The sequence below is a fragment of the Pseudomonas sp. S1_G07 genome (assembly GCF_054668565.1).
Window position 1 is genome coordinate 820257 of the sequence record NZ_CP162778.1, and the last position, 23054, is coordinate 843310.

Annotated in this window: 23 protein-coding genes and 1 pseudogene; 11 read left to right on the plus strand and 13 right to left on the minus strand. The window is 60.9% G+C overall.

The window, feature by feature from the left end:
• Positions 1-36: 36 nt before the first annotated feature.
• Positions 37-1242, plus strand: a complete 1206-nt coding sequence (locus AB4O05_RS03895) for an ISL3 family transposase (RefSeq protein WP_460132573.1) — start codon at positions 37-39, stop codon at positions 1240-1242.
• A gap of 6 nt (positions 1243-1248) precedes the next feature.
• Here AB4O05_RS03895 and AB4O05_RS03900 read toward each other — a convergent pair whose 3' ends face one another.
• The 5 genes from AB4O05_RS03900 to dadA form a co-directional block, all read right to left on the minus strand.
• Entirely contained in the window at positions 1249-1683 is a 435-nt protein-coding gene (locus AB4O05_RS03900; RefSeq protein WP_460137681.1) for a c-type cytochrome, read from the minus strand.
• A gap of 182 nt (positions 1684-1865) precedes the next feature.
• Positions 1866-2414: a cupin domain-containing protein gene (locus AB4O05_RS03905; RefSeq protein WP_460132875.1), complete on the minus strand. Its 549-nt coding sequence runs from the start codon at positions 2412-2414 to the stop codon at positions 1866-1868.
• Between the two features lie 116 nt (positions 2415-2530).
• Positions 2531-3604, minus strand: a complete 1074-nt coding sequence (alr, locus tag AB4O05_RS03910) for an alanine racemase (protein WP_460132872.1) — start codon at positions 3602-3604, stop codon at positions 2531-2533.
• Between the two features lie 79 nt (positions 3605-3683).
• A complete protein-coding gene (locus tag AB4O05_RS03915) occupies positions 3684-4037 on the minus strand; it encodes a RidA family protein (RefSeq protein WP_460132870.1) in 354 nt (117 codons plus the stop codon).
• Positions 4009-5310, minus strand: a complete 1302-nt coding sequence (dadA, locus tag AB4O05_RS03920; protein WP_460132868.1) for a D-amino acid dehydrogenase — start codon at positions 5308-5310, stop codon at positions 4009-4011. Before dadA ends, AB4O05_RS03915 begins: the two co-directional genes overlap by 29 nt.
• Before the next feature lie 155 nt (positions 5311-5465).
• Between dadA and AB4O05_RS03925 the strand changes: the two genes are divergently transcribed.
• Positions 5466-5954 (plus strand): Lrp/AsnC ligand binding domain-containing protein, encoded by a 489-nt coding sequence (locus AB4O05_RS03925; protein WP_003176896.1) that lies wholly within the window; start codon positions 5466-5468, stop codon positions 5952-5954.
• Between the two features lie 9 nt (positions 5955-5963).
• Here AB4O05_RS03925 and AB4O05_RS03930 read toward each other — a convergent pair whose 3' ends face one another.
• The gene (locus AB4O05_RS03930; protein WP_460132867.1) at positions 5964-6317 is read right to left on the minus strand and encodes a YkgJ family cysteine cluster protein; all 354 of its coding nucleotides are present in this window, start codon (positions 6315-6317) and stop codon (positions 5964-5966) included.
• 114 nt (positions 6318-6431) lie between these two features.
• On the opposite strand from AB4O05_RS03930, the gene AB4O05_RS03935 reads away from it, so the two are divergent.
• Positions 6432-7724 carry an NAD(P)/FAD-dependent oxidoreductase gene (locus AB4O05_RS03935; protein WP_460132865.1) on the plus strand — a complete coding sequence of 431 codons (1293 nt, stop codon included), beginning with the start codon at positions 6432-6434 and terminating at the stop codon, positions 7722-7724.
• On the opposite strand, the gene AB4O05_RS03940 is transcribed toward AB4O05_RS03935, so the two are convergent.
• Positions 7725-7949, minus strand: coding sequence for a DUF1127 domain-containing protein (locus AB4O05_RS03940; protein ID WP_460137679.1), 225 nt, complete (start codon positions 7947-7949; stop codon positions 7725-7727).
• A gap of 165 nt (positions 7950-8114) precedes the next feature.
• Between AB4O05_RS03940 and AB4O05_RS03945 the strand changes: the two genes are divergently transcribed.
• Positions 8115-9539, plus strand: coding sequence for an aminotransferase-like domain-containing protein (locus tag AB4O05_RS03945; protein ID WP_460132862.1), 1425 nt, complete (start codon positions 8115-8117; stop codon positions 9537-9539).
• A gap of 62 nt (positions 9540-9601) precedes the next feature.
• Entirely contained in the window at positions 9602-11170 is a 1569-nt protein-coding gene (locus tag AB4O05_RS03950; protein ID WP_460132860.1) for a phospholipase D family protein, read from the plus strand.
• On the opposite strand, the gene AB4O05_RS03955 is transcribed toward AB4O05_RS03950, so the two are convergent.
• Together AB4O05_RS03955 and AB4O05_RS03960 are read right to left on the minus strand one after the other, a co-directional pair.
• Complete coding sequence (locus AB4O05_RS03955) at positions 11167-12309, minus strand: MFS transporter (RefSeq protein WP_460132858.1); 1143 nt, start codon at positions 12307-12309, stop codon at positions 11167-11169. The two genes, AB4O05_RS03950 and AB4O05_RS03955, sit on opposite strands and share 4 nt — an antisense overlap.
• 173 nt (positions 12310-12482) lie before the next feature.
• Entirely contained in the window at positions 12483-13976 is a 1494-nt protein-coding gene (locus tag AB4O05_RS03960) for an aldehyde dehydrogenase (RefSeq protein ID WP_460132857.1), read from the minus strand.
• A gap of 230 nt (positions 13977-14206) precedes the next feature.
• On the opposite strand from AB4O05_RS03960, the gene AB4O05_RS03965 reads away from it, so the two are divergent.
• Positions 14207-14569, plus strand: coding sequence for a cupin domain-containing protein (locus tag AB4O05_RS03965; protein ID WP_460132855.1), 363 nt, complete (start codon positions 14207-14209; stop codon positions 14567-14569).
• Positions 14570-14639: 70 nt separating this feature from the next.
• Here AB4O05_RS03965 and rpmG read toward each other — a convergent pair whose 3' ends face one another.
• Positions 14640-14795, minus strand: a complete 156-nt coding sequence (gene rpmG, locus AB4O05_RS03970; RefSeq protein WP_003176906.1) for a 50S ribosomal protein L33 — start codon at positions 14793-14795, stop codon at positions 14640-14642.
• A gap of 11 nt (positions 14796-14806) precedes the next feature.
• The gene (rpmB, locus tag AB4O05_RS03975; protein ID WP_010207494.1) at positions 14807-15040 is read right to left on the minus strand and encodes a 50S ribosomal protein L28; all 234 of its coding nucleotides are present in this window, start codon (positions 15038-15040) and stop codon (positions 14807-14809) included.
• Between the two features lie 458 nt (positions 15041-15498).
• On the opposite strand from rpmB, the gene AB4O05_RS03980 reads away from it, so the two are divergent.
• Complete coding sequence (locus AB4O05_RS03980) at positions 15499-17091, plus strand: ABC transporter substrate-binding protein (RefSeq protein ID WP_460132853.1); 1593 nt, start codon at positions 15499-15501, stop codon at positions 17089-17091.
• A gap of 29 nt (positions 17092-17120) precedes the next feature.
• On the opposite strand, the gene radC is transcribed toward AB4O05_RS03980, so the two are convergent.
• Positions 17121-17795 carry a RadC family protein gene (gene radC / locus AB4O05_RS03985; RefSeq protein WP_460132851.1) on the minus strand — a complete coding sequence of 225 codons (675 nt, stop codon included), beginning with the start codon at positions 17793-17795 and terminating at the stop codon, positions 17121-17123.
• Positions 17796-17937: 142 nt separating this feature from the next.
• Here radC and coaBC point away from each other — a divergent pair, with 142 nt between their 5' ends.
• From coaBC to argB, 4 genes and pseudogenes are all read left to right on the plus strand, one after another.
• A complete protein-coding gene (gene coaBC / locus AB4O05_RS03990; RefSeq protein ID WP_015886530.1) occupies positions 17938-19146 on the plus strand; it encodes a bifunctional phosphopantothenoylcysteine decarboxylase/phosphopantothenate--cysteine ligase CoaBC in 1209 nt (402 codons plus the stop codon).
• 5 nt (positions 19147-19151) lie between these two features.
• Positions 19152-19607 (plus strand): dUTP diphosphatase, encoded by a 456-nt coding sequence (dut, locus tag AB4O05_RS03995; protein ID WP_460132849.1) that lies wholly within the window; start codon positions 19152-19154, stop codon positions 19605-19607.
• Between the two features lie 246 nt (positions 19608-19853).
• Positions 19854-21269 (plus strand): annotated as a pseudogene (locus AB4O05_RS04000) (phosphomannomutase/phosphoglucomutase); the annotation flags it as partial.
• A 20-nt stretch (positions 21270-21289) separates the two neighbouring features.
• A complete protein-coding gene (gene argB / locus AB4O05_RS04005) occupies positions 21290-22195 on the plus strand; it encodes an acetylglutamate kinase (protein ID WP_460132846.1) in 906 nt (301 codons plus the stop codon).
• 151 nt (positions 22196-22346) lie between these two features.
• Here the strand turns inward: argB and pyrE are convergent, their stop codons facing one another.
• Entirely contained in the window at positions 22347-22994 is a 648-nt protein-coding gene (gene pyrE / locus AB4O05_RS04010; RefSeq protein WP_024078099.1) for an orotate phosphoribosyltransferase, read from the minus strand.
• Positions 22995-23054: the final 60 nt, after the last annotated feature.

Genomic DNA, 23054 nt, shown 5'->3' on the forward strand with positions numbered 1-23054 from the left:
CGTGCGAGCAAACACATCTAAAAAACCGGCGTTCTTATGCGCGATATTAATACTTTCCTTCCTTTTTGGGAGGGCTTTTCTGTCGTCGCGATCAAACCTGACGGCGATGCCCTTCAAATCGATCTGATCCCCCAGGCCACGCGATTTCCCACCTGTGGTGGCTGCCAAAAGCTCTGTCCAACAACTCATGAATACTGCGATCGAGTCGTGCGTGACTTGCCGATTCTCGGTCGCGCAGTCCGCCTCAACGTGCAGCTCAGGCGTGTTGGCTGCCGTGATTGTGGCAAGCGCATGGAGGTCGTCAGTTGGCTGGATCGCTATGCCCGCATGACGCGCCGGCTGGCAGAGGCCGTTATTCAAGCCTGCGAACGCCTTCCTACACTGCATGTTGCGCAAATGTTCGGGCTGCACTGGGACACCGTTCGGTTGCTGGAGCGGCGCGCTCTGCAAGCGGCGTTGAGTGCCTTACCCAAGGCCCAGCCACGGCGCTTGATAATGGACGAGTTCGCGTTATTCAAAGGTCATCGCTACGCCAGCGTGGTGTTGGACGCTGATACTCGGCGAGTGCTTTGGATCGGCGAAGGCCGTAGCCGAGCGGCAGTCAGACCGTTTTTCGAAGAGCTGGGGCCAGAAGGGTGCGCCCGAATTGAAGCGGTAGCGATGGACATGAACACGGCTTATGACCTGGAGGTTCGCCAACACTGCCCAAAAGCACGGGTGATTTATGACCTTTTCCATGTGGTCGCCAAATATGGCCGAGAAGTGATTGATCGTGTTCGCGTTGACGAGGCGAACCGACTGCGCCATGACAAGCCCGCTCGAAAGGTCATAAAGCAAGCGCGATGGTTGCTATTGCGTAACCCGGAGAACCTGAAAAAGCCGGAACAGCAGGTTCATTTACAGGATCTGCTGGCCGCTAACCAATCGTTAATGACGGTCTACTTGATGAAGGCCGAGCTCAAAATGCTCTGGGCGCCGAGCGATGCCTGGGACTGGAGATCAGCCTGGAAGCAGTGGCTGCGTCACGCTCAAGAAAGCGAAATACCCGCACTGATCCAGTTCGCAAAGCGATTAAAGGGCTACTTGCGGGGCATCGTGAGCCGGGTACGCTGGCCAATGCACACTGGTCAGTTGGAAGGAATAAACAATCGAATAAAGGTCATCAAACGAATGGCGTACGGTTACCGGGACAGCGAATTCTTTTTCATGAAGATCAAGAGCGTCTTTCCCGGCAATCCGTGAAGAACCTTACTTAAGCCCCGACATTTTCTGGATCGCACCCTTCAGATCATCATCCGAGCAATCAGCGCAAGTGCCTTTAGGCGGCATGGAGTTGATACCAGTGATGGCCTTGGCCAGGATGCCATCGAGGCCGCCCTGGTGGTCGGCGCGCTCTTTCCAGGCGGCGGTGTCGCCGATTTTCGGTGCGCCCAACACGCCGCTGCCGTGGCAGGCGTTGCAGTGCTTGGCGATGATATCGTCCGGGGTTTTCGCCCCGCCGGCCCCGCCCGCTGCCACGGCGACGTCCATCCCCTTGCACTCTTGACCCTGGACACATACTTTCCCGGCGGGCTCGAGGCGCTCGGCAATCGCGTCGCTGCTCGCTTTGCTGATAGGTGGCTCAGCTTTTTGCCCACACCCCGTCAGGGCCAATACTATTGCTGGTGCAGCCAGCATTTTCATAATTAGGTTCACGCGTTCACCCTCAATGGTGGCTATTCACGCCTGCGGCCACGGTTTCGCAGGCGGCGAAAGTATAACGGTTAGCCCGCCAGGCTGAAACAACCCCATTAAATAAAGGGAGATTCAACCGGGTGGAATGCAGCTGCGGGAGTCTCTGCAACGTAGGCAGGACGCCTCTGTTCTTAAAAGTTCGCGGGCGTGGCTGCGCTGATTAGTCGCGCCGGCACGTCGAACGGATTGCGAAAACGATGAGGCTTGGTGCTTTCAAAGTAGTAGCTATCGCCAGCTTCGAGCACAAAAGTTTCAAGACCCACCACCAACTCCAGGCGGCCCTCCACCAGAATCCCGGTCTCCTCGCCTTCATGGGTGAGCATTTCTTCGCCGGTATCGGCGCCCGGTGGGTAAATTTCGTTAAGAAACGTGATCGCCCGGCTCGGATGCGCGCGACCTACCAGTTTCATGGTCACGGCGCCGTCGGAGATGTCGATCAGCTCATTGGCTTTATAGACGATCTGCGTCGGTATTTCCTGGAGGATCTCCTCGGAAAAAAATTCGACCATGGACATGGGGATACCACCCAGCACCTTGCGCAAGGAGCTGATCGAGGGGCTGACACTGTTTTTTTCGATCATCGAAATGGTGCTGTTGGTGACGCCCGCCCGTTTGGCGAGCTCGCGCTGGGAAAGACCCTTCAGTTTACGGATGGATTGCAGTCGTTCGCCGACGTCCAATGCGGGTGCCTCCTAGGATTCAGGCTTTGTTGTAATTGAGCGTTATCATGGCGACAGCGTTCAGTATTTACAACACTTGGGCCTAAATCCCAGGTCGCGGCGTTCGTATCTGGCGCTCAAGTGCCGCAATAGAGCCTTGGCACGCGACGCAGGTTGCAGAAGATCTGGTAGGGAATGGTCTCGGCGGCGAGCGCAACGTCACTGGCGAGAATAGTCTTGCCCCACAGCTCCACAGTCGAGCCCAGGCCGGCCTGGGGCACATCCGTCAGGTCGACACACAGCATGTCCATGGACACACGCCCCAACAATTGGCTGCGCTGCCCTGCCACCAGTACCGGCGTACCGGTGGGCGCGTGACGCGGGTAGCCGTCGGCATAGCCCATGGCAACCACGCCGATGCGCATCGGCTTGGGCGTAATGAACCGCGCGCCGTAGCCCACCGGCTCGCCGGCCGGCAGTTCGCGTACGCAGATCACTTTCGATTCCAGGGTCATCACCGGCTGTAAACGCGCGGCGATGGCCTGGTCTTCGCCAAACGGCGTCGCGCCGTAGAGCATGATGCCCGGGCGTACCCAGTCGCTGGACACATTCGGCCAGCCCAATACCGCAGGTGAATTACGCAGGCTGACTTCGGCCGACAGGCCCTGGCGTGCCGCTTCAAACACCGCCACTTGTTGGTTGCTGCTGACACAATCGAGCTCATCAGCGCGGGCGAAGTGGCTCATCAACACAATCTTGGCGACTTTGCCGCTGGCCAGCAGGCGCTGGTAAGCCTCGTGATAGTCCTTGGGGTGCAGGCCGACGCGATGCATGCCCGAATCCAGCTTGAGCCAGATGGTCTGCGGCTTGCTCAGCGCGGCCTGTTCAATCGCCTCCAATTGCCAGAGCGAATGCACCACGCACCAGAAATCATGCTCGATGATCAACGGCAACTCGTCGGCTTCGAAAAAACCTTCCAGCAGCAGCACCGGCGCACGAATGCCGGCAGCCCGAAGCTCCAATGCTTCCTCAATGCACGCCACGGCAAACCCATCGGCTTCGGCTTCCAGCGCCTGAGCCACGCGCACGGCACCGTGGCCGTAGGCGTCGGCCTTGACCACAGCGAGAGCCTTGGCCCCCGTGACTTCACGGGCCAACTGGTAGTTATGGCGCAAGGCTTGGAGGTCGATCAGGGCACGGGCTGGACGCATGGCGGCAGGCTTCTAGGCAGCAAAGTGAAGAAAAACCGGTACCGATAGACAGCGTCGACACCGGGAAAGGAATCAGTGTTTACGGCAGCGCGGCCACAACGGACAGCTCTACCAGGATTTGCGGTTCGCACAGCTTGGCTTCAACCGTGGCGCGGGCCGGGGCGACGCCCTTGGGTAGCCACTTGTCCCACACCGCGTTCATGCCGGCGAAATCGGCGTCGATGTCTTTCAAGTAAATCGTCACCGACAGCAATTTGGTCTTGTCGGTACCAGCAAGATCGAGCAACCGCTCGATGTTGGCCAGGGTTTCAAGGGTCTGCTGTTCAATCCCGGCGCTCATGTCGTCGCCGACTTGCCCGGCCAGATACACGGTACCGCTGTGGACAACGATCTGACTCATGCGCTCATTGATGAGCTGGCGCTGGATTGACATGTTTTGCGGACTCCTGGTGGTTGCCGTAACGGGAAATATCGAGGCCCGCGGCGCTGATCTGCGGGGTTTTCTTCGCCATCAGGTCGGCCAGCAAACGACCGGAACCACAAGCCATGGTCCAGCCGAGGGTGCCATGGCCTGTGTTCAGGAACAGGTTCTTGAACGGCGTGGCACCGACAATCGGCGTGCCGTCGGGGGTGGTCGGGCGCAGGCCGGTCCAGAACGTGGCTTCGGCCAGATCGCCGCCGTGAGGATAAAGGTCGTTGACGATCATCTCCAGGGTTTCGCGTCGACGTGGGTTCAGCGACAGGTCAAAACCGGCTATTTCAGCCATGCCGCCGACGCGGATGCGGTTGTCGAAACGGGTGATGGCGACCTTGTAGGTCTCGTCCAGAATGGTCGATGTCGGCGCCATCGCCGGATTGGTAATCGGCACGGTCAGCGAGTAACCCTTGAGCGGGTACACCGGGGCCTTGATCCCCAGTGGTTTGAGCAGCTTCGGCGAATAACTGCCGAGGGCCAGCACGTAGCGGCTGGCGGTTTCCAGCTTGCCGTCGATCCACACGCCGTTGATGCGGTCGCCGGCGTAGTCGAGGCGCTGGATGTCCTGTTCGAAGCGGAACTCCACGCCCAATTGCTTGCACATATCGGCCAGGCGCGTGGTGAACATCTGGCAGTCGCCGGTCTGGTCGTTCGGCAGGCGCAGGGCACCGGCGAGGATATCCGTCACGCTGGCCAGCGCCGGCTCGACACGGGCGATACCGGCGCGATCCAGCAGCTCGAACGGCACACCGGACTCCTTCAGCACGGCGATGTCCTTGGCGGCGCCATCCAACTGGGCCTGGGTACGGAACAGCTGGGTCGTCCCGAGGCTGCGACCTTCATAGGCAATGCCGGTCTCGGCACGCAGTTCATCGAGGCAGTCGCGGCTGTACTCGGACAGGCGCACCATGCGTTCCTTGTTCACCGCATAACGGCTGGCGGTGCAGTTGCGCAGCATCTGCGCCATCCACAGGTATTGGTCGATATCGGCGGTGGCCTTGATCGCCAGCGGCGCATGGCGCTGCAGCAGCCACTTGATAGCCTTGAGCGGCACGCCCGGGGCAGCCCAGGGGGAAGCGTAGCCAGGCGACACCTGGCCGGCGTTGGCAAAACTGGTTTCCATGGCGGCGGCTGGCTGGCGGTCGACTACCACGACCTCAAAGCCGGCCCGCGCCAAATAGTAGGCACTGGTCACACCAATGACGCCGCTACCCAAGACCAGAACGCGCATTTTTGTATCCTCATCGCGGCCTGGCCGCTGACGTGTGTTGTTGGAGCAATGATGAGCGCAGTATAAAAAGCAATCGCCAGTGCATTTCACTATATAACTGCCTATATTTGGCGACAATTCTCGGCAAAAACCGTTTTCACAGAGGCGTATCCCCTATGCGTACCAACACCCAGACCAAGCGGGAGCTGGACAAGATCGACCGCAACATCCTGCGCATCCTGCAAACCGATGGGCGCATTTCATTCACTGAGCTGGGAGAGAAGGTCGGGCTGTCGACCACGCCGTGCACCGAGCGGGTGCGCCGGTTGGAGCGCGAAGGGATCATCATGGGCTACAACGCGCGGCTCAACCCGCAGCATTTGAAGGGGAGCTTGCTGGTATTTGTCGAGATCAGCCTCGATTACAAGTCCGGCGACACCTTTGAGGAGTTCCGCCGCGCTGTGCTGAAACTGCCCCATGTGCTGGAGTGCCACCTGGTGTCCGGGGACTTCGACTACCTGGTCAAAGCGCGGATCTCCGAGATGGCGTCATACCGAAAACTGCTGGGCGATATCCTGCTCAAGTTGCCCCATGTGCGGGAATCCAAGAGCTATATCGTGATGGAAGAGGTGAAAGAGAGCCTGAATTTACCGATTCCTGACTGAAGAACAGGACTAAACCAGTACCTGCCGGGTGCTCGCCATGTACTCATGGATCTGCTGTTCGACCCTCGGATGAATCAGCTCCACCGGCCGCCGCCCATTGGGGCACGGTAACGTCTTGGTGGTGCCGAACAGCCTGCAGATCAGCGGCCGTTCGTCGTATACCGTGCAGCCGTTGGGGCCCAGATGCACGCAGTTAAGCTCGTCCATGGCTGCGTCCTGCTCGGCTGCGGTCTTACGCGGCAGGCGCGACATTTCCTCGGGCGAAGTGGTGACCGGCCCACAGCAGTCGTGACAGCCCGGGACACACTCGAACGAAGGAATCTGGCGGCGCAATGCGCTGACTTTCTGACTGTTGCAACTCATCGAAGCAGGTACCGAACGGCGAATAGGCAGGGATTCTGACCTAAAACGGCGTGCGCAGACAGCCTCGTCCGACCGCTGTATCCTGCGTCAAATTTTCCAAACAGGGATGCTCCCATGACTGCCAGCGCCCAGCACGCCAACTCCTACTATGCCGCCAGCAGCGTGCCGCAAGCCGCTTACCCGACCTTGACCGGCGAGGCCTGCGCCGATGTCTGCGTGATTGGCGGTGGTTTTTCCGGGCTCAACACCGCCCTTGAGCTGGCCGAACGCGGCTTCAGCGTGGTGCTGCTGGAGGCACGCAAGGTGGCCTGGGGCGCGAGTGGCCGTAACGGCGGCCAGTTGATTCGCGGCGTCGGCCACGGCCTGGATCAGTTCGCCAATGTGATCGGCAGCGACGGCGTGCGCCAGATGAAGCTGATGGGCCTGGAAGCCGTGGAGATCGTGCGCGAGCGCGTCGAGCGCTTCCAGATTCCCTGCGACCTGACCTGGGGCTACTGCGACCTCGCCAACAAGCCACGTGACCTGCAAGGCCTGGCCGACGACGCCGAGGAACTGCGCAGCTTGGGTTATCGCCATGCAGTGCGCCTGCTGCAAGCCAGCGAAATGAGCAGTGTGATCGGCTCCGAGCGCTACGTTGGCGGCATGATCGACATGGGCTCCGGGCACCTGCACCCACTGAACCTGGCGCTGGGCGAAGCCGCGGCTGCGCAGCAGTCAGGTGTGCAGTTGTTCGAGCAGTCCGCAGTGACGCACATCGACTACGGGCCAGAGGTCAAGGTCCACACCGCCCAGGGACACGTGCGCGCCAGGACCCTGGTGCTGGCCTGCAACGCCTACCTTAACGGCCTTAATCCACACCTGAGCGGCAAAGTGCTGCCCGCCGGCAGTTACATCATCGCCACCGAGCCGTTGAGCGAAGCGCAAGCGACCCGCCTGCTGCCACAGAACATGGCCGTATGTGACCAACGGGTGACTGTGGACTACTTCCGCCTGTCCGCTGACCGGCGCCTGTTGTTCGGCGGCGCCTGCCACTATTCCGGGCGCGACCCCCAGGACATCGGCGCCTATATGCGCCCGAAGATGCTGCAGGTATTCCCGCAATTGGCCGACGTGCAGATCGACTATCAGTGGGGCGGCATGATCGGCATCGGTGCCAACCGCTTACCGCAGATCGGTCGGTTGGCGGACCATCCCAACGTGTATTACGCCCAGGCCTACGCCGGCCATGGCCTCAACGCCACGCACCTGGCGGGCAGGCTGCTGGCCGAAGCCATCAGCGGCCAGCAACAGGGGCGTTTCGATCTGTTCGCCCAGGTGCCGCACATGACCTTCCCCGGCGGCAAGCACCTGCGTTCGCCGCTGTTAGCGCTGGGGATGCTCTGGCACCGCCTCAAAGAGCTCGTGTGATCAACTGCGCCAGAAGGGCTTCAACCCTTCCTGGCGCGCCTGTTCAGCGCTCAAGCCAATATCGCGCAATTGCTCACGGGTCAGTGTCAGCAGGGCCTTGCGCGTATGCCGGCGGCGCCAGAACAGACTCCAGCGGCTATGGGCCGACGCACTCATCGCACGCTCCTGCCCCGCTTCCAGTTCCTGACCGTGTAATACCAGCCGCACATCGCTCATGCCGTTCATTTTGCTGCCCCTCAGTGACGTATTGCGTTGAGTGACCAGCATGGACGAGCGACCACAACCATTACAGATTCAACCAGACGTTATTAAATCCATACAGATACTGCCTATGGGCGCCTGAATCCTGTATTTTCCACCTATCTGTACTGGTCTCCCGGGAGTGGCCCCATGACGCTGTACGTCAACCTCGCTGAATTGCTCGGCACCCGCATCGAACAAGGCTTCTACCGCCCCGGCGATCGCTTGCCGTCTGTACGGGCCCTGAGCGTGGAACATGGCGTCAGCCTGAGCACCGTGCAACAAGCCTATCGTTTGCTGGAAGACAATGGCCTGGCTACGCCCAAGCCCAAGTCCGGCTATTTTGTTCCGGCTGGCCGCGAGTTGCCGGCCCTGCCGGAAGTCGGCCGGCCGGCACAGCGCCCGGTGGAAATTTCCCAGTGGGACCTGGTGCTGGAGCTGATTCGCGCCGTACCCCGCAAAGACGTCATACAGATGGGTCGCGGCATGCCAGATGTATTGTCACCCACTCTCAAGCCACTGCTGCGCAGCCTGGCCCGCGTCAGCCGGCGTCAGGATCTGCCGGGGCTGTATTACGACAACATCCTTGGCTGCATGGAACTGCGCGAGCAAATCGCCCGGCTGTCATTGGACTCCGGCTGCCAACTGAGCGCCGAAGACATCGTGGTCACCACCGGCTGCCATGAGGCGCTGTCCGCCAGCATCCATGCCATCTGCTCTCCCGGCGATATCGTCGCGGTGGACTCGCCCAGCTTCCACGGCGCCATGCAGACCCTCAAGGGCCTGGGCATGAAGGCCCTGGAAATCCCCACCGACCCGCTAACCGGCATCAGCCTCGAAGCCCTGGAGCTGGCGCTGGAGCAGTGGCCGATCAAGGTCATCCAATTGACTCCCACCTGCAACAACCCGCTGGGCTACATCATGCCGGAGGCGCGCAAACGTGCACTGCTGACCCTGGCCCAGCGCTTTGACGTGGCGATCATCGAAGACGATGTATATGGCGAATTGGCCTACAGCTATCCACGCCCGCGCACCATAAAATCCTTCGACGAAGACGGCCGCGTGCTGCTGTGCAGCTCGTTTTCGAAAACCCTGGCGCCCGGCCTGCGCATTGGCTGGGTTGCACCCGGGCGCTACCTGGAACGGGTGCTGCACATGAAATACATCAGCACCGGCTCCACGGCCACCCAGCCGCAGATAGCGATCGCGGAGTTTCTCAAGGGTGGCTATTTCGAACCGCATTTGCGACGGATGCGCGCACAATACCAGCGCAATCGCGACCTGATGCTCGACTGGGTCAGCCGCTATTTCCCGGCCGGCACACGGGCCAGCCGGCCTCAGGGCAGCTTCATGCTGTGGATAGAACTGCCGGAAGGCTTTGACACCCTCAAGCTCAACCGTGCGCTGATGGAACAAGGCGTGCAGGTGGCAGTGGGCAGTATCTTTTCGGCTTCCGGCAAATACCGAAACTGCCTGCGCATGAACTACAGCGCCAAGCCAACCCCTCAGATTGAAGAGGCCGTGCGTAAAGTGGGCACGACCGCGAGCAAAATGCTGGCGGAGTCGGCGGACTGACCTTTCCCGAAAAATAGCCGTCCTATGTCGACAACCGACCCGATCTGGAAGCGACTCCCTTGATGAATCGACGGCTTTTACCGTTTTGCCTGCTGGGAGCCCTGACCCTGGGCGGTTGCGCCACGGTGCATACCCCGCGCATCCCCAGTGATGCCCTGCCGGCGGCCCAGTCGTCGTTCGGCCGCTCGATCCAGGCCCAGGCCGCGCCTTACCAGGGCCGCTCCGGTTTCCGCCTGCTACCCAACAGCAGCGAAGCCTTCATGGCCCGCGCCGAACTGATCCGCAACGCCCAGACCAGCCTCGACTTGCAGTACTACATCGTCCACGACGGCATTAGCACGCGCATGCTGGTGGACGAGCTGCTCAAGGCCGCCGACCGTGGCGTGCGCGTGCGCATCCTGCTGGACGACACCACCAGCGACGGCCTCGACCAGATCATCGCCACCCTCGCCGCCCACCCCAGGATCGAGATTCGCTTGTTCAACCCCCTGCACCTGGGCCGCAGTACGGGGGCCACGCGAGCCATGGGGCGCTTGTTCAACCTGTCGCTGCAACACCGACGCATGCACAACAAGTTGTGGCTGGCGGACAACAGCGTGGCCATCGTCGGCGGGCGCAATCTGGGGGATGAGTACTTCGACGCCGAGCCCAACCTGAACTTCACCGATATCGACATGCTCAGCGCCGGGCCGGTCGCCGAGCAGCTCGGGCACAGTTTCGACCAGTACTGGAACAGCGCCCTGAGCAAACCTATCGATGACTTTGTTTCCAGCCGCCCCTCCAAAGGCGACCTGGCCGCCGCGCGTGCGGGCCTGGAGGCATCGCTGGCCGACTCGCGCCAGCAGAATCACGCGCTATACAACCGCCTGCGCGCCTATCAGACCCAACCGCGCATGGACATCTGGCGCCGCGAGCTGATCTGGGCCTGGAACCAGGCTCTGTGGGACGCGCCAAGCAAGGTGCTGGCAAAGGCCGACCCTGACCCTCGGTTGCTGCTCACCACGCAACTGGCGCCGGAGCTTGAGGGCGTCAGCCATGAGCTGATGATGATCTCGGCGTATTTCGTGCCGGGGCAACCGGGCCTGGTGTACCTGACGGGGCGCGCCGACGCGGGCGTGTCGGTGAGCCTGCTGACCAACTCTCTTGAAGCCACCGACGTGCCGGCCGTACACGGTGGCTACGCACCGTATCGCAAGGCCCTGCTCGAGCATGGGGTTAAGCTCTACGAACTGCGCCGCCAACCAGGCGCCCCGAGTGCGGGCAGCGGGCCACATCTGTTTGGTCGCGGTACGTTCCGTGGCTCGGACTCCAGCCTGCACAGCAAAGCGATCATTTTTGATCGGACCAAGTCGTTCATCGGCTCTTTCAACTTCGACCCGCGTTCAGTCCTGTGGAACACCGAAGTCGGTGTGCTGGTGGACAGCCCCGAGCTGGCGGAACACGTGCGCAACCTCGCGCTGCAGGGCATGGCGCCGGCCCTGAGCTACGAAGCGAAGCTGCAGGACGGCCACGTGGTATGGCTGACCGAGGATAACGGCCAGTTGCACACCCTGACCCGGGAACCCGGCAGCTGGTGGCGACGCTTCAATGCCTGGTTCGCCACCAGTGTGGGCCTGGAACGCATGCTCTAGGCCGGTCGCGCGGTGCCAAACGCGCCTTGGCGCAGCAACAACAGCACCAGTCCCAATGCGCCAGCCGCCATCAACAGCGCCAGCGCGTGCCCACTGACCCACTGGCTGCCCGCTCCCGCCACCAGCGGGCCGACCAGGCAACCCACGCCCCACAGTTGCGCGATATGGGCATTGGCGCGCACCAGCGCATCGTCTCGATAGCGTTCGCCGATCAGGATCAACGACAAGGTAAACAACCCGCCGGCGCTGGCGCCGAACAGCACCCATATCGGCCAGATCAGCAGCGTGTGCATCAGCAACGGAATCGCCAGGCTTGACGCCAGCAACAGCACCGCGCAAGCGAGAAACAGCCTGCGCCGAGGCAGGTAATCCGCGAGTGCACCGATGGGCAATTGCAGCAGCGCGTCACCGACCACCACCGTGCTGACCATCGCCAGGGCGATCTCGGCAGTGAACCCCTGTTGCAGGCAATACACCGGCAGCAGTGTCAGGATCATCGCTTCGAACGCGGCGAACAGCGCCACCGCCCAGGCAATCGCCGGCAGGCTCAGGCAAAACCGCCACAGGTCGGCAAACGTCACGCTGAACGACTCGGCGGTGGGCGCCCCCGAACGCCCCAGCAACAGCAATGGCGACACCAGCAACAAACCCACGCCGACCCAGAATCCATAGTCGTGGTCGGTGCCAATCACACCCAGCAGCAACGGCCCCGAGAGCTGGCTCAAGGCATAGCTGCAGCCATACAGTGCCACCAGCCGGCCACGCCACTGCTCCACGACCAATTGGTTGATCCAGCTTTCGCCCAGAATAAACACAAGGGTCAGGATCACCCCGATCATCAGCCGCAGCACCAGCCATATCGGATAACTGGGCAGAATCGCCAGCAACCCGATGGACACTGCGCCCGCCCATAGGCACAAGCGCATCAGCTTGGCGGTACCCAGCCATGACGCCAGTCTGCTGGAGACCTTGGCGCCGAACAGCACGCCGAACGCGGGCATCGCCGCCATCACCCCGATGGCAAAACTGCCGTAGCCCCAGCTTTCGAGGCGTAACGACACCAGCGGCATGCTGACGCCCAAAGCCAGGCCGACGCTCAATACCGAGGCCAACACGGCGAAGTAAGTCGCCCAACGCATTGCCACGCTCCTGTGGATCATTTTTCTTGTGTGCAAAACGGACTGTAGGAGCGAGCTTATGTGGGAGCCGGGCTTGCCCTAATGCCCGCGATGCAGACGCCTCGGTGTGTCAGTCACACCTCGGTGATGCTATCGCAGGCAAGCCAGCTCCTACAGGGGACCAGCCGTGTTGTTTAGAGCTTGATCCAGGTCGACTTCAGCTCGGTGTACTTGTCGAATGCATGCAGCGACTTGTCGCGGCCATTACCCGACTGTTTGAAGCCACCGAACGGTGCAGTCATGTCGCCACCGTCGTACTGGTTGACCCACACGCTACCGGCGCGCAGCGCCTTGGCGGTCAGGTGTGCCTTGGAGATATCGGCGGTCCACACAGCGGCGGCCAGGCCATACACCGTGTCGTTGGCGATCTTGACCGCTTCTTCGGCGCTGTCGAAGGTGATCACCGACAGCACCGGGCCGAAGATCTCTTCCTGGGCAATCTTCATGGCGTTGGTCACACCGTCGAAAATCGTCGGTTCCACGTAGGTCCCGCCGGTTTCTTCCAGGGTGCGCTTGCCGCCGGCAACCAGTTTGGCGCCATCGGCGTGCCCGGCTTCGATGTACGACAGCACGTTGTTCATCTGCTGAGTATCCACCAGCGCACCGACGTTGGTGGCAGGGTCCAGCGGGTTGCCCGGCTTCCAGCCCTTGAGGGCCTCGATCACCAGCGGCAGGAATTTATCCTTGATCGAACGCTCCACCAGCAGACGCGAACCGGCGGTGCAGACTTCGCCCTGGTTGAAGGCGATGGCACCGGCGGCGGATTCGGCGGCGGCTTTCAGGTCGGGGGCATCGGCGAACACGATGTTCGGGCTCTTGCCGCCGGCTTCCAGCCACACGCGCTTCATGTTCGACTCGCCGGAGCGGATCAACAATTGCTTGGCAATTTTGGTCGAGCCGGTAAACACCAGGGTGTCGACATCCATATGCAGCGCCAGAGCATTGCCGACGGTATGGCCGTAGCCCGGCAGCACGTTGAAGACGCCTTTTGGAATACCGGCTTCAACCGCCAGTGCGGCAATACGGATGGCAGTCAGCGGGGATTTTTCGGACGGCTTGAGGATCACCGAGTTACCGCTGGACAACGCAGGACCGAGCTTCCAGCAGGCCATCATCAGCGGGAAGTTCCACGGCACGATGGCGCCGACAACACCCACCGGCTCGCGCGTCACCAGACCCAACTGATCGTGCGGGGTGGTGGCGACTTCGTCGTAGATCTTGTCGATCGCTTCACCGCTCCAGCTCAGGGCGTTCGCCGCGCCGGGTACGTCGATGTTCAGGGAGTCGCTGATGGGCTTGCCCATGTCCAGGGTTTCCAGCAGCGCCAGCTCTTCGGCATTGGCCTTGAGCAACGCGGCGAAACGGATCATGGTGGCTTTGCGTTTGGTCGGCGCCAGGCGCGACCAGACACCGGAATTGAAGGCGGCACGGGCATTTTCCACGGCGCGCTGGGCGTCGTCGGCGTCACAACTGGCAACGGTGGCCAGCAGGCGGCCATCCACCGGGCTGATGCATTCGAACGTGTCACCGGAAACCGCTGCGGTGTATTCGCCGTTGATATAGGCGCGGCCTTCGATCTTCAGATCCTTGGCGCGTTGTTCCCAGTCGGCACGGGTCAGGGTGGTCATGCGAGTGTCCTCCTCTTATTGAATACAAGGGCCAGGGAGTATCCCCCCGGCAGCCTCAAAGAATGCTTGCCCGGCCAGCCATCTGTTCAGCTCAAGGCAGCTGCCACCCTAAACCAGCGGCTAGGGATGTTTCAATATATTTGACACAACGCCGGTAAACACCCTTGCGATGTTCATTTTAATAAACATAGACTTTGGCTCTCCAACCGCAGGCCAGACGGGACAAGCACATGAGCATCCAGGACATCGTCGACTTCAGCCAAGCCAACACCGCCCCCGAACGCTACCGCCCTGGCGCCGAAAAAATCCTCAAGGGTGATCCCGAGCAGACCGTCTACAACCACTACAACAGCCCCTGCGGCCAGATGAACGCCGGGGTCTGGGAAGGTGAAGTCGGGCAGTGGAAGGTCAACTACACCGAACATGAGTACTGCGAGATTGTGCAGGGTGTGTCGGTATTGCGGGATGCGGACGGTAACGCCAAGACCTTGCGCGCCGGCGACCGCTTCGTGATCCCGGCCGGCTTCAGCGGTACCTGGGAAGTACTGGAACCGTGCCGCAAGATCTATGTGGTATTCGAACAGAAAGCCTGATCAGCAACATTCAGGCAAAAAAAAGCCCGCATCGTGAGATACGGGCTTTTTTTACAAGGAAGCAAACCAATTACTTGATTTTGCCTTCTTTGTAGATCACGTGCTTGCGAACGCGCGGGTCGAACATTTTCTTTTCGAGCTTGTCCGGGGTAGTACGCTTGTTCTTGTCGGTAGTGTAGAAGTGACCAGTACCGGCGCTAGAGATCATTCGAATCAATTCACGCATGATATAGCTCCTTAGATTGTGCCAGCGCGGCGCAATTCAGCCAGCACGACAGTGATGCCACGCTTGTCGATGATGCGCATGCCTTTGGCAGATACGCGCAGACGGACGAAACGTTTCTCTTCTTCAACCCAGAAGCGGTGATGCTGCAGGTTCGGCAGGAAACGACGACGGGTTTTGTTATTTGCGTGGGAAATGTTATTCCCAGTCACCGGACCCTTACCGGTAACTTGACAGACTCTCGACATGCCTCAGCCCTCTAAAACCACATGCCCAACCCGGCATGGGTTGGCCGCTTAATCTCTCAGTCATTTGGCGCCAGGCGCCGCGTTTCTTTAGGGTCTTACCGGCTACACCTACAAGCGAAGGAACCGGGCCCCTAGAAAAGAGCGCTGCTTTATACCAGAAAGACCCTGGTGCAACAACAGCCCGTGTGTTTTTACCGGAGTAAATCTGGGCCGTTGACGCCTGAACCGCTGCCAGGAGTGGCCGCTGCAACAGCCGACCGCTCGTCGCACAGAATGATTTTCAGCGCCCGCACGCATCCAAAAGTGGACGGCGAAACAATCTGAGGCGTCATCAAAACAGCATTTGAGCCAAAAGCACAGGCAAAAATGGACTAGTCATTTATCAATCAGACCACTACGGTAGGACTTTTCCAGACTGCACTCGCAGATGGGCCTTCGATCTGCAAAGGAAACCGAATATGCGCCTCGCTGCCCTACCACTGCTGCTTGCCCCTTTCTTCATCGCACCGCTGGCTTCTGCCGCCACCAACCTGAGCGTTTGTACAGAGGCCAGCCCAGAAGGGTTCGATGTGGTGCAGTACAACTCGCTGACCACCACCAACGCCTCGGCCGACGTGCTGATGAACCGCCTGGTGGACTTTGACGCGGCCAGCGGCAAGCTGGTGCCAAGCCTGGCGGACAGTTGGGAGGTTTCGCCGGACGGCCTGACCTATACCTTCAAGCTGCATCCGAATGTGAAATTCCATCGCACCGAGTATTTCACCCCAAGCCGCACGCTGACCGCCGAAGACGTGCGCTTGAGCTTCGAACGCATGCTCGACCCGGCCAACCCGTGGCACAAGATCGCCCAGAGTGGCTTCCCTCACGCCCAGTCCCTGCAATTGCCGACACTGGTCAAGAAGATCGACGCCCTCGACCCGCTCACCGTGCGTTTTACCCTGGATCACGCCGACTCCACCTTCCTCGCGGCGCTGAGCATGGGGTTTGCCTCGATCTATCCGGCGGAATATGCCGAAAAACTGCTCAAGGCCGGAACGCCCGAGAAACTCAACAGCCAACCGATCGGCACAGGGCCATTTATCTTCAGCCGATTCCAGAAAGATGCCGTGGTTCGCTATAAGGCCAACCCGGACTATTTCGCCGGTAAACCGCCTGTGGATAACTTGATCTTCGCCATCACTCCGGATGCCAATGTACGCCTGCAGAAACTGCACCGCGATGAGTGCCAGATCGCTCTGTCGCCCAAACCGCTGGATGTAGGCGAAGCCAAGAAAGACCCTGCGCTCAAGGTGGAAAGCACTGCAGCGTTCATGACTGCCTTCGTGGCCATCAACAGCCAGCACCCGCCGCTGGACAAACCTGAAGTGCGCCAGGCAATCAACCTGGCCTTCGACAAGGCCAGCTATCTGAAGGCCGTATTTGAAGACACCGCCGAAGCCGCCAATGGCCCTTACCCACCGAACACCTGGAGCTATGCCAAGGAGTTGCCCGGTTTCCCACAGAATCTCGCCAAAGCCAAGGCCCTGCTGGAGCGCGCCGGGCTCAAGGACGGCTTCAAGACCACGATCTGGACCCGCCCCACCGGCAGCCTGCTGAACCCCAACCCGAACCTGGGCGCACAAATGCTGCAGGCCGACCTGGCCAAGGTCGGCATCCAGGCCGAGATCCGCGTGATCGAATGGGGCGAACTGATTCGCCGCGCCAAGGCCGGTGAACACGACCTGCTGTTCATGGGGTGGGCCGGCGACAACGGCGACCCGGATAACTTCCTGACCCCGCAGTTTTCCTGCGCCGCGGTAAAATCCGGCACCAACTTCGCGCGCTATTGCGACCCTGGGCTGGACAAACTGATCAGCGCCGGCAAGACCACCAGCGAGCAAGGGGTTCGCAGCAAGCTGTACCAGCAGGCCCAGGCGCAGATCCAGCAACAGGCGCTATGGTTGCCTCTGGCGCATCCAACGGCGTTTGCCCTGGTACGCAAGACCGTCCAGGGCTACCAGGTGAGCCCGTTCGGGCGCCAGGATTTCTCGAAGGTCAGCGTCAAGCCCTGAACAACGGCCCCCACCCACCAGGGCGGGGGCTACATCCACCCGTATTCCGCCATGGACAATGGGTCACCGTCCCCCACGATGATGTGATCCAGCACCCGCACATCCACGACCTCCAAGGCTTTCTGCAGCACCTTGGTCATTTTTCGATCAGCCGCACTCGGCTCGGCGCTGCCGGAAGGATGGTTGTGGCACAGGATCAACGCGGCCGCGTTGTACGCCAGTGCACGCTTGACCACTTGCCGAGGGTAAACCACGGCGGCGTCGATCGTGCCCTGGGACAACGCTTCGAAACCCAGCACGCGGTGCTTTGAATCGAGAAACAGACAACCGAACGTCTCGTGGGGCTCATGGCGTAACAACGCCTTGAGGTAATTGCGCACGGCCACCGGGCTTTCCAGCACCGATTCACTGCGCAGTCGCTCGGCCATATGGCGCCTGGACATTTCCAGCACCGCCTGCAACTGGGCAAACTTCGCCGGGCCCAAGCCCAACTGCTGGTTGAACAGCGCCTGGCTGGCCTCCAGCAGCGGGCGCAAGCCGCCAAATGTCGATAATAAATGGCGCGCCAGGTCCACCGCGCTTCGGCCGGGCACCCCGGTGCGCAAAAAGATCGCCAGTAATTCGGCATCGGACAGACTCGCCGCGCCACACTCCAAAAGCTTCTCCCGTGGCCGCTCGGCCGCCGGCCAATCGCGAATACTCATCCCGCCTCCCTGTGCATGTGCGCCACTGTTGCCTCGCGGACGCTGTGTTATCGTAGGCCCTCTTTTTGCGTGCGATTTCACCTGGGGAGGGAGGATCGCAGGCGCCACTGAACTGGCTTCACTGAACTGGAAAGGCAAACCAATGCAGCGTCTGTATCGAAAACGCATCGTTCTCGGCGTCGGCGGCGGCATTGCCGCCTACAAGAGCGCCGAGCTGGTTCGCAGGCTCCTGGACCAAGGCGCCGAAGTGCGCGTGGTCATGACCCGTGGCGGCAGTGAGTTCATTACCCCGCTGACCATGCAGGCATTGTCCGGCCACCCGGTTCACCTCGACCTGCTGGACCCGGCGGCGGAAGCCGCCATGGGCCACATCGAACTGGCCAAATGGGCCGATCTGGTGCTGATCGCCCCGGCCACCGCCGACCTGATCGCCCGCCTGGCCCAAGGCATCGCCGATGACCTGCTGACCACCCTGGTACTGGCCACCGACGCCACCGTTGCCATCGCCCCGGCCATGAACCAGGCCATGTGGCGCGACCCGGCCACCCAGGCCAATACCCAACTCCTGCAAAGCCGTGGCCTCAAGGTGTTCGGCCCGGCCTCCGGCAGCCAGGCCTGCGGGGATGTCGGCATGGGCCGCATGCTCGAAGCCACCGACCTGGCCCTGTGCGCCGCCGAATGCTTCCAGCACCTGGCCCTGACCGGCAAACATGTACTGATCACCGCCGGCCCGACCCAGGAAAACATCGATCCGGTGCGCTACATCACCAACCATAGCTCAGGGAAAATGGGCTTCGCCTTGGCGGAAGCCGCGGTCGAGGCAGGCGCACGTGTCACCCTGATCACAGGTCCAGTGCATTTGCCGACCCCGGACCGTGTCACGCGAATCGACGTAGTCAGCGCCCGGGACATGTTGGCGGCCTGCGAAGCGGCCATTCCCTGCGACCTGTTTATCGCCTCGGCTGCGGTTGCGGATTACCGCCCCGAAGTCGTTGCCCCGCAAAAGCTCAAGAAAGACCCTACAAGCGGCGACGGTCTGCTCCTGCAAATGGTGCGCAACCCGGACATCCTGGCCACCATCGCCACGCGCCCGGACCGCCCATTCAGTGTCGGCTTCGCCGCCGAGACCGAGCATCTGCTGGACTACGCCGCGCGCAAATTGAAAGACAAAAACCTCGACCTGATCGTTGCCAATGATGTCGCTAACCCGAGCATCGGCTTCAACAGTGAGGAAAACGCCTGCAGCGTGATTGACCGCGAGCTGCACGCCACCCTTTTCGCCCAGACCAGCAAAGGCAAGATTGCTCGCCAGCTGATCTCTTTTATCGCCCAACGGCTGAACCAGGTTTAATTTCCATGCACGCTTTGCAAGCCAAGATCCTCGACCCCCGCATCGGCACCGAATTCCCTCTGCCGGCCTACGCCACTCCGGGTTCCGCCGGCCTGGACCTGCGTGCCATGCTCAAGCAGGACACGCTCCTCGAACCGGGCCAGACGATCCTCATCCCCACTGGCCTGTCGATCTACGTCGGCGACCCGGGCCTGGCGGCGCTGATCCTGCCGCGCTCCGGCCTGGGCCACAAACATGGCATCGTGCTGGGCAACCTGGTGGGCCTGATCGATTCGGATTACCAGGGCGAGCTGATGGTGTCGTGCTGGAACCGTGGCCAAACCGCCTTCAACATCGCCATCGGCGAACGCATCGCGCAGTTGGTACTGGTGCCTGTGGTCCAGGCACACTTCGAGCTGGTGCAGGAATTCGACGAAACCCAGCGCGGCGCAGGCGGCTTTGGGCATTCGGGCAGCCATTGATCACGCTGAACCTGGCCGGGCGTGCTCGCTCGGCCAGACGCCATCACCGGGCTTTTCAGGACAATGAATGCGCGGACTTAATGGTCAAAATTTAACAATTGAAATCAAAGAGTTGCGTATACATAAAGAAGGGGGCCAAGCTCCGATGGCATTTTTGCACTACGAACTCTCTGCCAGAAACACCGTCATACCCTTCAGTTTGAGTCTGCCGGCCAGCCACATTAAGGCCTGCCTTGCCCCTTTCAGATGGAGTTTCCCCCCGCGATGAGTACCGCAGCCCGCGTAGCACCAACTTTCCCCGACAGTATCTTTCGCGCTTACGATATTCGTGGCGTGGTGCCCAAGACCCTGACCGCCGAAACGGCCTACTGGATCGGCCGCGCCATCGGCGCCCAGAGCCTGGCCCAGGACGAGCCCAACGTTTCGGTCGGCCGAGACGGTCGCCTCTCCGGCCCCGAGTTGGTGGAACAACTGATCCAGGGCCTGGCCGACAGTGGCTGCCACGTCAGCGACGTCGGCCTGGTACCCACGCCGGCGCTGTACTACGCCGCCAATGTCCTGGCCGGCAAAACCGGGGTAATGCTCACCGGCAGCCATAACCCGTCGGACTACAACGGTTTCAAGATCGTCATCGCCGGCGACACCCTCGCCAACGAACAGATCCAGGCCCTGCACGACCGCCTGAAGAACAATGACCTGACCAGCGGCAAGGGCAGCGTCACAAAAGTCGACATTCTTCAGCGCTACGCTGACAAAATCACCGGCGACGTGAAACTCGCCCGCCGCTTGAAAGTGGTGGTGGACTGCGGTAACGGCGCGGCCGGCGTGATCGCCCCGCAACTGCTCGAAGCCCTGAACTGCGAAGTCATCCCGCTGTTCTGCGACGTCGACGGCAACTTCCCCAACCACCATCCGGACCCGGGCAAGCCTGAGAACCTGGTGGACCTGATCGCCGAGGTCAAGAAAACCGGCGCCGACGTGGGCCTGGCCTTCGACGGGGACGGCGACCGCGTGGGCGTGGTGACCAACACCGGCGAAAACGTGTTCGCGGACCGCCTGCTGATGCTGTTTGCCCGTGACGTGGTGGCACGCAACCCTGGCGCCGAAATCATCTTCGATGTGAAGTGCACCCGGCGCCTCACGCCGCTGATCAAGGAATACGGCGGCCGCCCGCTGATGTGGAAGACCGGTCACTCGTTGATCAAAAAGAAAATGAAGGAAACCGGTGCCCTGCTGGCCGGCGAAATGAGCGGGCACGTGTTCTTCAAGGAGCGCTGGTTCGGGTTTGACGACGGTATCTACAGTGCCGCTCGTTTGCTGGAGATCCTCAGCAAGGAAAAATCCACGGCGCAGGAGCTGTTTCAGACCTTCCCGAATGATATTTCTACGCCAGAAATCAATATCCATGTGACCGAGGAGAGCAAATTCAGCATCATTGACGCACTGCACGATGCGCAATGGGGTGAAGGCGCCAACCTGACCACCATTGATGGTGTGCGAGTCGATTACGCCAAAGGCTGGGGCCTGGTTCGCGCGTCCAACACCACACCGGTGCTGGTGCTGCGTTTCGAGGCGGACTCCGATGATGAATTGAAGCGCATCCAGGACGTGTTCCACGCTCAGTTGAAACGTGTTGCCCCTGATCTCCAATTACCGTTCTGATTTTTTGCCCGGAGCCCTGAATGACCCTCGAACGCGAAGCCGCTGCCAACACCGCCAAGGTCCTGTCCGAAGCGTTGCCTTACATTCGACGCTACGTCGGCAAGACGCTGGTGATCAAGTACGGCGGCAATGCCATGGAAAGCGACGAGCTGAAAACCGGCTTTGCCCGCGACATCGTGCTGATGAAAGCCGTGGGGATCAACCCGGTGGTGGTCCACGGTGGCGGCCCGCAAATCGGCGACCTGCTCAAGCGCTTGTCGATCGAGAGTCACTTCATCGATGGCATGCGCGTCACTGACGCGCAGACCATGGACGTGGTGGAGATGGTCCTCGGCGGCCAGGTAAACAAAGACATCGTCAACCTGATCAACCGCCACGGTGGCAGCGCCATCGGCCTGACAGGCAAGGACGCAGAGCTGATCCGCGCGAAAAAACTGACCGTAACCCGTCAGACGCCGGAAATGACCCAGCCGGAAATCATCGACATCGGCCAGGTGGGCGAAGTGATCGGCATCAACACCGACCTGCTGAACCTGCTGGTCAAGGGCGACTTCATCCCGGTGATCGCGCCGATCGGTGTGGGCTCCAACGGCGAGTCCTACAACATCAACGCCGACCTGGTGGCGGGCAAGGTAGCCGAGGCGCTGAAGGCTGAAAAGCTGATGCTGCTGACCAACATCGCCGGCCTGATGGACAAGGCAGGCAAGGTACTGACCGGCTTGACCACCCAACAGGTGGACGAGCTGATCGCCGACGGCACCATCTACGGCGGCATGCTGCCGAAGATCCGTTGCGCACTGGAAGCGGTGCAAGGCGGCGTCGGCAGTTCGCTGATCCTGGATGGCCGTGTACCGAATGCGATCCTGCTGGAAATCTTCACCGATACCGGTGTGGGTACGCTGATCAGTAACCGCAAGCGTCCTTAAACACTAAAAAAGCCCCACCTCCCTGTAGGAGCGAGCTTGCTCGCGAAAAACGTAAAGGCGCCGCGTTCATCCAGAATAAACGCGTCATCGTTGGCGTTCTTCGCGAGCAAGCTCGCTCCTACAGGGGGTGGGGCTTTTTATTGTGCGGCGATTACTGGACGCCGAACTGCTCGCGGTACGCACGCACCGCCGGCAGGTGCTGCTTGAGTTGCGGATCGTCTTCCAGGAACTGCAACACCTGGTTCAATGACACGATGCTCACCACCGGAATACCAAAATCGCGTTCCACTTCCTGGATCGCCGATAACTCACCATTGCCACGCTCCTGGCGGTTCAGCGCAATCAGCACGCCGGCGGCCTTGGCGCCGTCCTGGGACGCGATGATCTGCATCACTTCACGGATAGCGGTGCCGGCGGTGATCACATCGTCGATGATCAGCACATCACCGGTCAGCGGCGCGCCGACCAGGCTGCCGCCTTCGCCGTGCGCCTTGGCTTCCTTGCGGTTGAAACACCAAGGCAGGTCCCGCCCATGATGTTCCGCCAGGGCCACGGCCGTCGCTGCGGCCAGGGGGATACCCTTATAGGCCGGGCCGAACAGCACGTCGAAGGAGATACCGCTTTCAACGATGGCCGCCGCGTAGAAACGCCCCAGTTGGGCAAGCGCCGAACCGGAGTTGAACAAGCCGGCATTGAAGAAGTAAGGGCTGGTGCGCCCGGACTTGAGGGTGAACTCACCGAAGCGCAAAACCCCGCGATCGATGGCAAAACGAATGAAATCGCGTTGATACGCCTGCATGAAAAAAGCCTCAGATACCACGGATTTAGCTAATTAGGTGGACGGCGTGTATCATACACG

What these genes read in the sequence shown, in the direction of transcription:
- AB4O05_RS03895 (WP_460132573.1), top strand. Translation starts at nt 37, where the DNA reads ATGCGCGATATTAATACTTTCCTTCCTTTTTGGGAGGGCTTTTCTGTC.
- AB4O05_RS03900 (WP_460137681.1), bottom strand. Translation starts at nt 1,683, where the DNA reads ATGAAAATGCTGGCTGCACCAGCAATAGTATTGGCCCTGACGGGGTGT.
- alr (WP_460132872.1), bottom strand. Translation starts at nt 3,604, where the DNA reads ATGCGTCCAGCCCGTGCCCTGATCGACCTCCAAGCCTTGCGCCATAAC.
- AB4O05_RS03915 (WP_460132870.1), bottom strand. Translation starts at nt 4,037, where the DNA reads ATGTCAATCCAGCGCCAGCTCATCAATGAGCGCATGAGTCAGATCGTT.
- dadA (WP_460132868.1), bottom strand. Translation starts at nt 5,310, where the DNA reads ATGCGCGTTCTGGTCTTGGGTAGCGGCGTCATTGGTGTGACCAGTGCC.
- AB4O05_RS03925 (WP_003176896.1), top strand. Translation starts at nt 5,466, where the DNA reads ATGCGTACCAACACCCAGACCAAGCGGGAGCTGGACAAGATCGACCGC.
- AB4O05_RS03930 (WP_460132867.1), bottom strand. Translation starts at nt 6,317, where the DNA reads ATGAGTTGCAACAGTCAGAAAGTCAGCGCATTGCGCCGCCAGATTCCT.
- AB4O05_RS03935 (WP_460132865.1), top strand. Translation starts at nt 6,432, where the DNA reads ATGACTGCCAGCGCCCAGCACGCCAACTCCTACTATGCCGCCAGCAGC.
- AB4O05_RS03940 (WP_460137679.1), bottom strand. Translation starts at nt 7,949, where the DNA reads ATGAACGGCATGAGCGATGTGCGGCTGGTATTACACGGTCAGGAACTG.
- AB4O05_RS03945 (WP_460132862.1), top strand. Translation starts at nt 8,115, where the DNA reads ATGACGCTGTACGTCAACCTCGCTGAATTGCTCGGCACCCGCATCGAA.
- AB4O05_RS03950 (WP_460132860.1), top strand. Translation starts at nt 9,602, where the DNA reads ATGAATCGACGGCTTTTACCGTTTTGCCTGCTGGGAGCCCTGACCCTG.
- AB4O05_RS03955 (WP_460132858.1), bottom strand. Translation starts at nt 12,309, where the DNA reads ATGCGTTGGGCGACTTACTTCGCCGTGTTGGCCTCGGTATTGAGCGTC.
- AB4O05_RS03960 (WP_460132857.1), bottom strand. Translation starts at nt 13,976, where the DNA reads ATGACCACCCTGACCCGTGCCGACTGGGAACAACGCGCCAAGGATCTG.
- AB4O05_RS03965 (WP_460132855.1), top strand. Translation starts at nt 14,207, where the DNA reads ATGAGCATCCAGGACATCGTCGACTTCAGCCAAGCCAACACCGCCCCC.
- rpmG (WP_003176906.1), bottom strand. Translation starts at nt 14,795, where the DNA reads ATGCGTGAATTGATTCGAATGATCTCTAGCGCCGGTACTGGTCACTTC.
- rpmB (WP_010207494.1), bottom strand. Translation starts at nt 15,040, where the DNA reads ATGTCGAGAGTCTGTCAAGTTACCGGTAAGGGTCCGGTGACTGGGAAT.
- AB4O05_RS03980 (WP_460132853.1), top strand. Translation starts at nt 15,499, where the DNA reads ATGCGCCTCGCTGCCCTACCACTGCTGCTTGCCCCTTTCTTCATCGCA.
- radC (WP_460132851.1), bottom strand. Translation starts at nt 17,795, where the DNA reads ATGAGTATTCGCGATTGGCCGGCGGCCGAGCGGCCACGGGAGAAGCTT.
- coaBC (WP_015886530.1), top strand. Translation starts at nt 17,938, where the DNA reads ATGCAGCGTCTGTATCGAAAACGCATCGTTCTCGGCGTCGGCGGCGGC.
- dut (WP_460132849.1), top strand. Translation starts at nt 19,152, where the DNA reads ATGCACGCTTTGCAAGCCAAGATCCTCGACCCCCGCATCGGCACCGAA.
- argB (WP_460132846.1), top strand. Translation starts at nt 21,290, where the DNA reads ATGACCCTCGAACGCGAAGCCGCTGCCAACACCGCCAAGGTCCTGTCC.
- pyrE (WP_024078099.1), bottom strand. Translation starts at nt 22,994, where the DNA reads ATGCAGGCGTATCAACGCGATTTCATTCGTTTTGCCATCGATCGCGGG.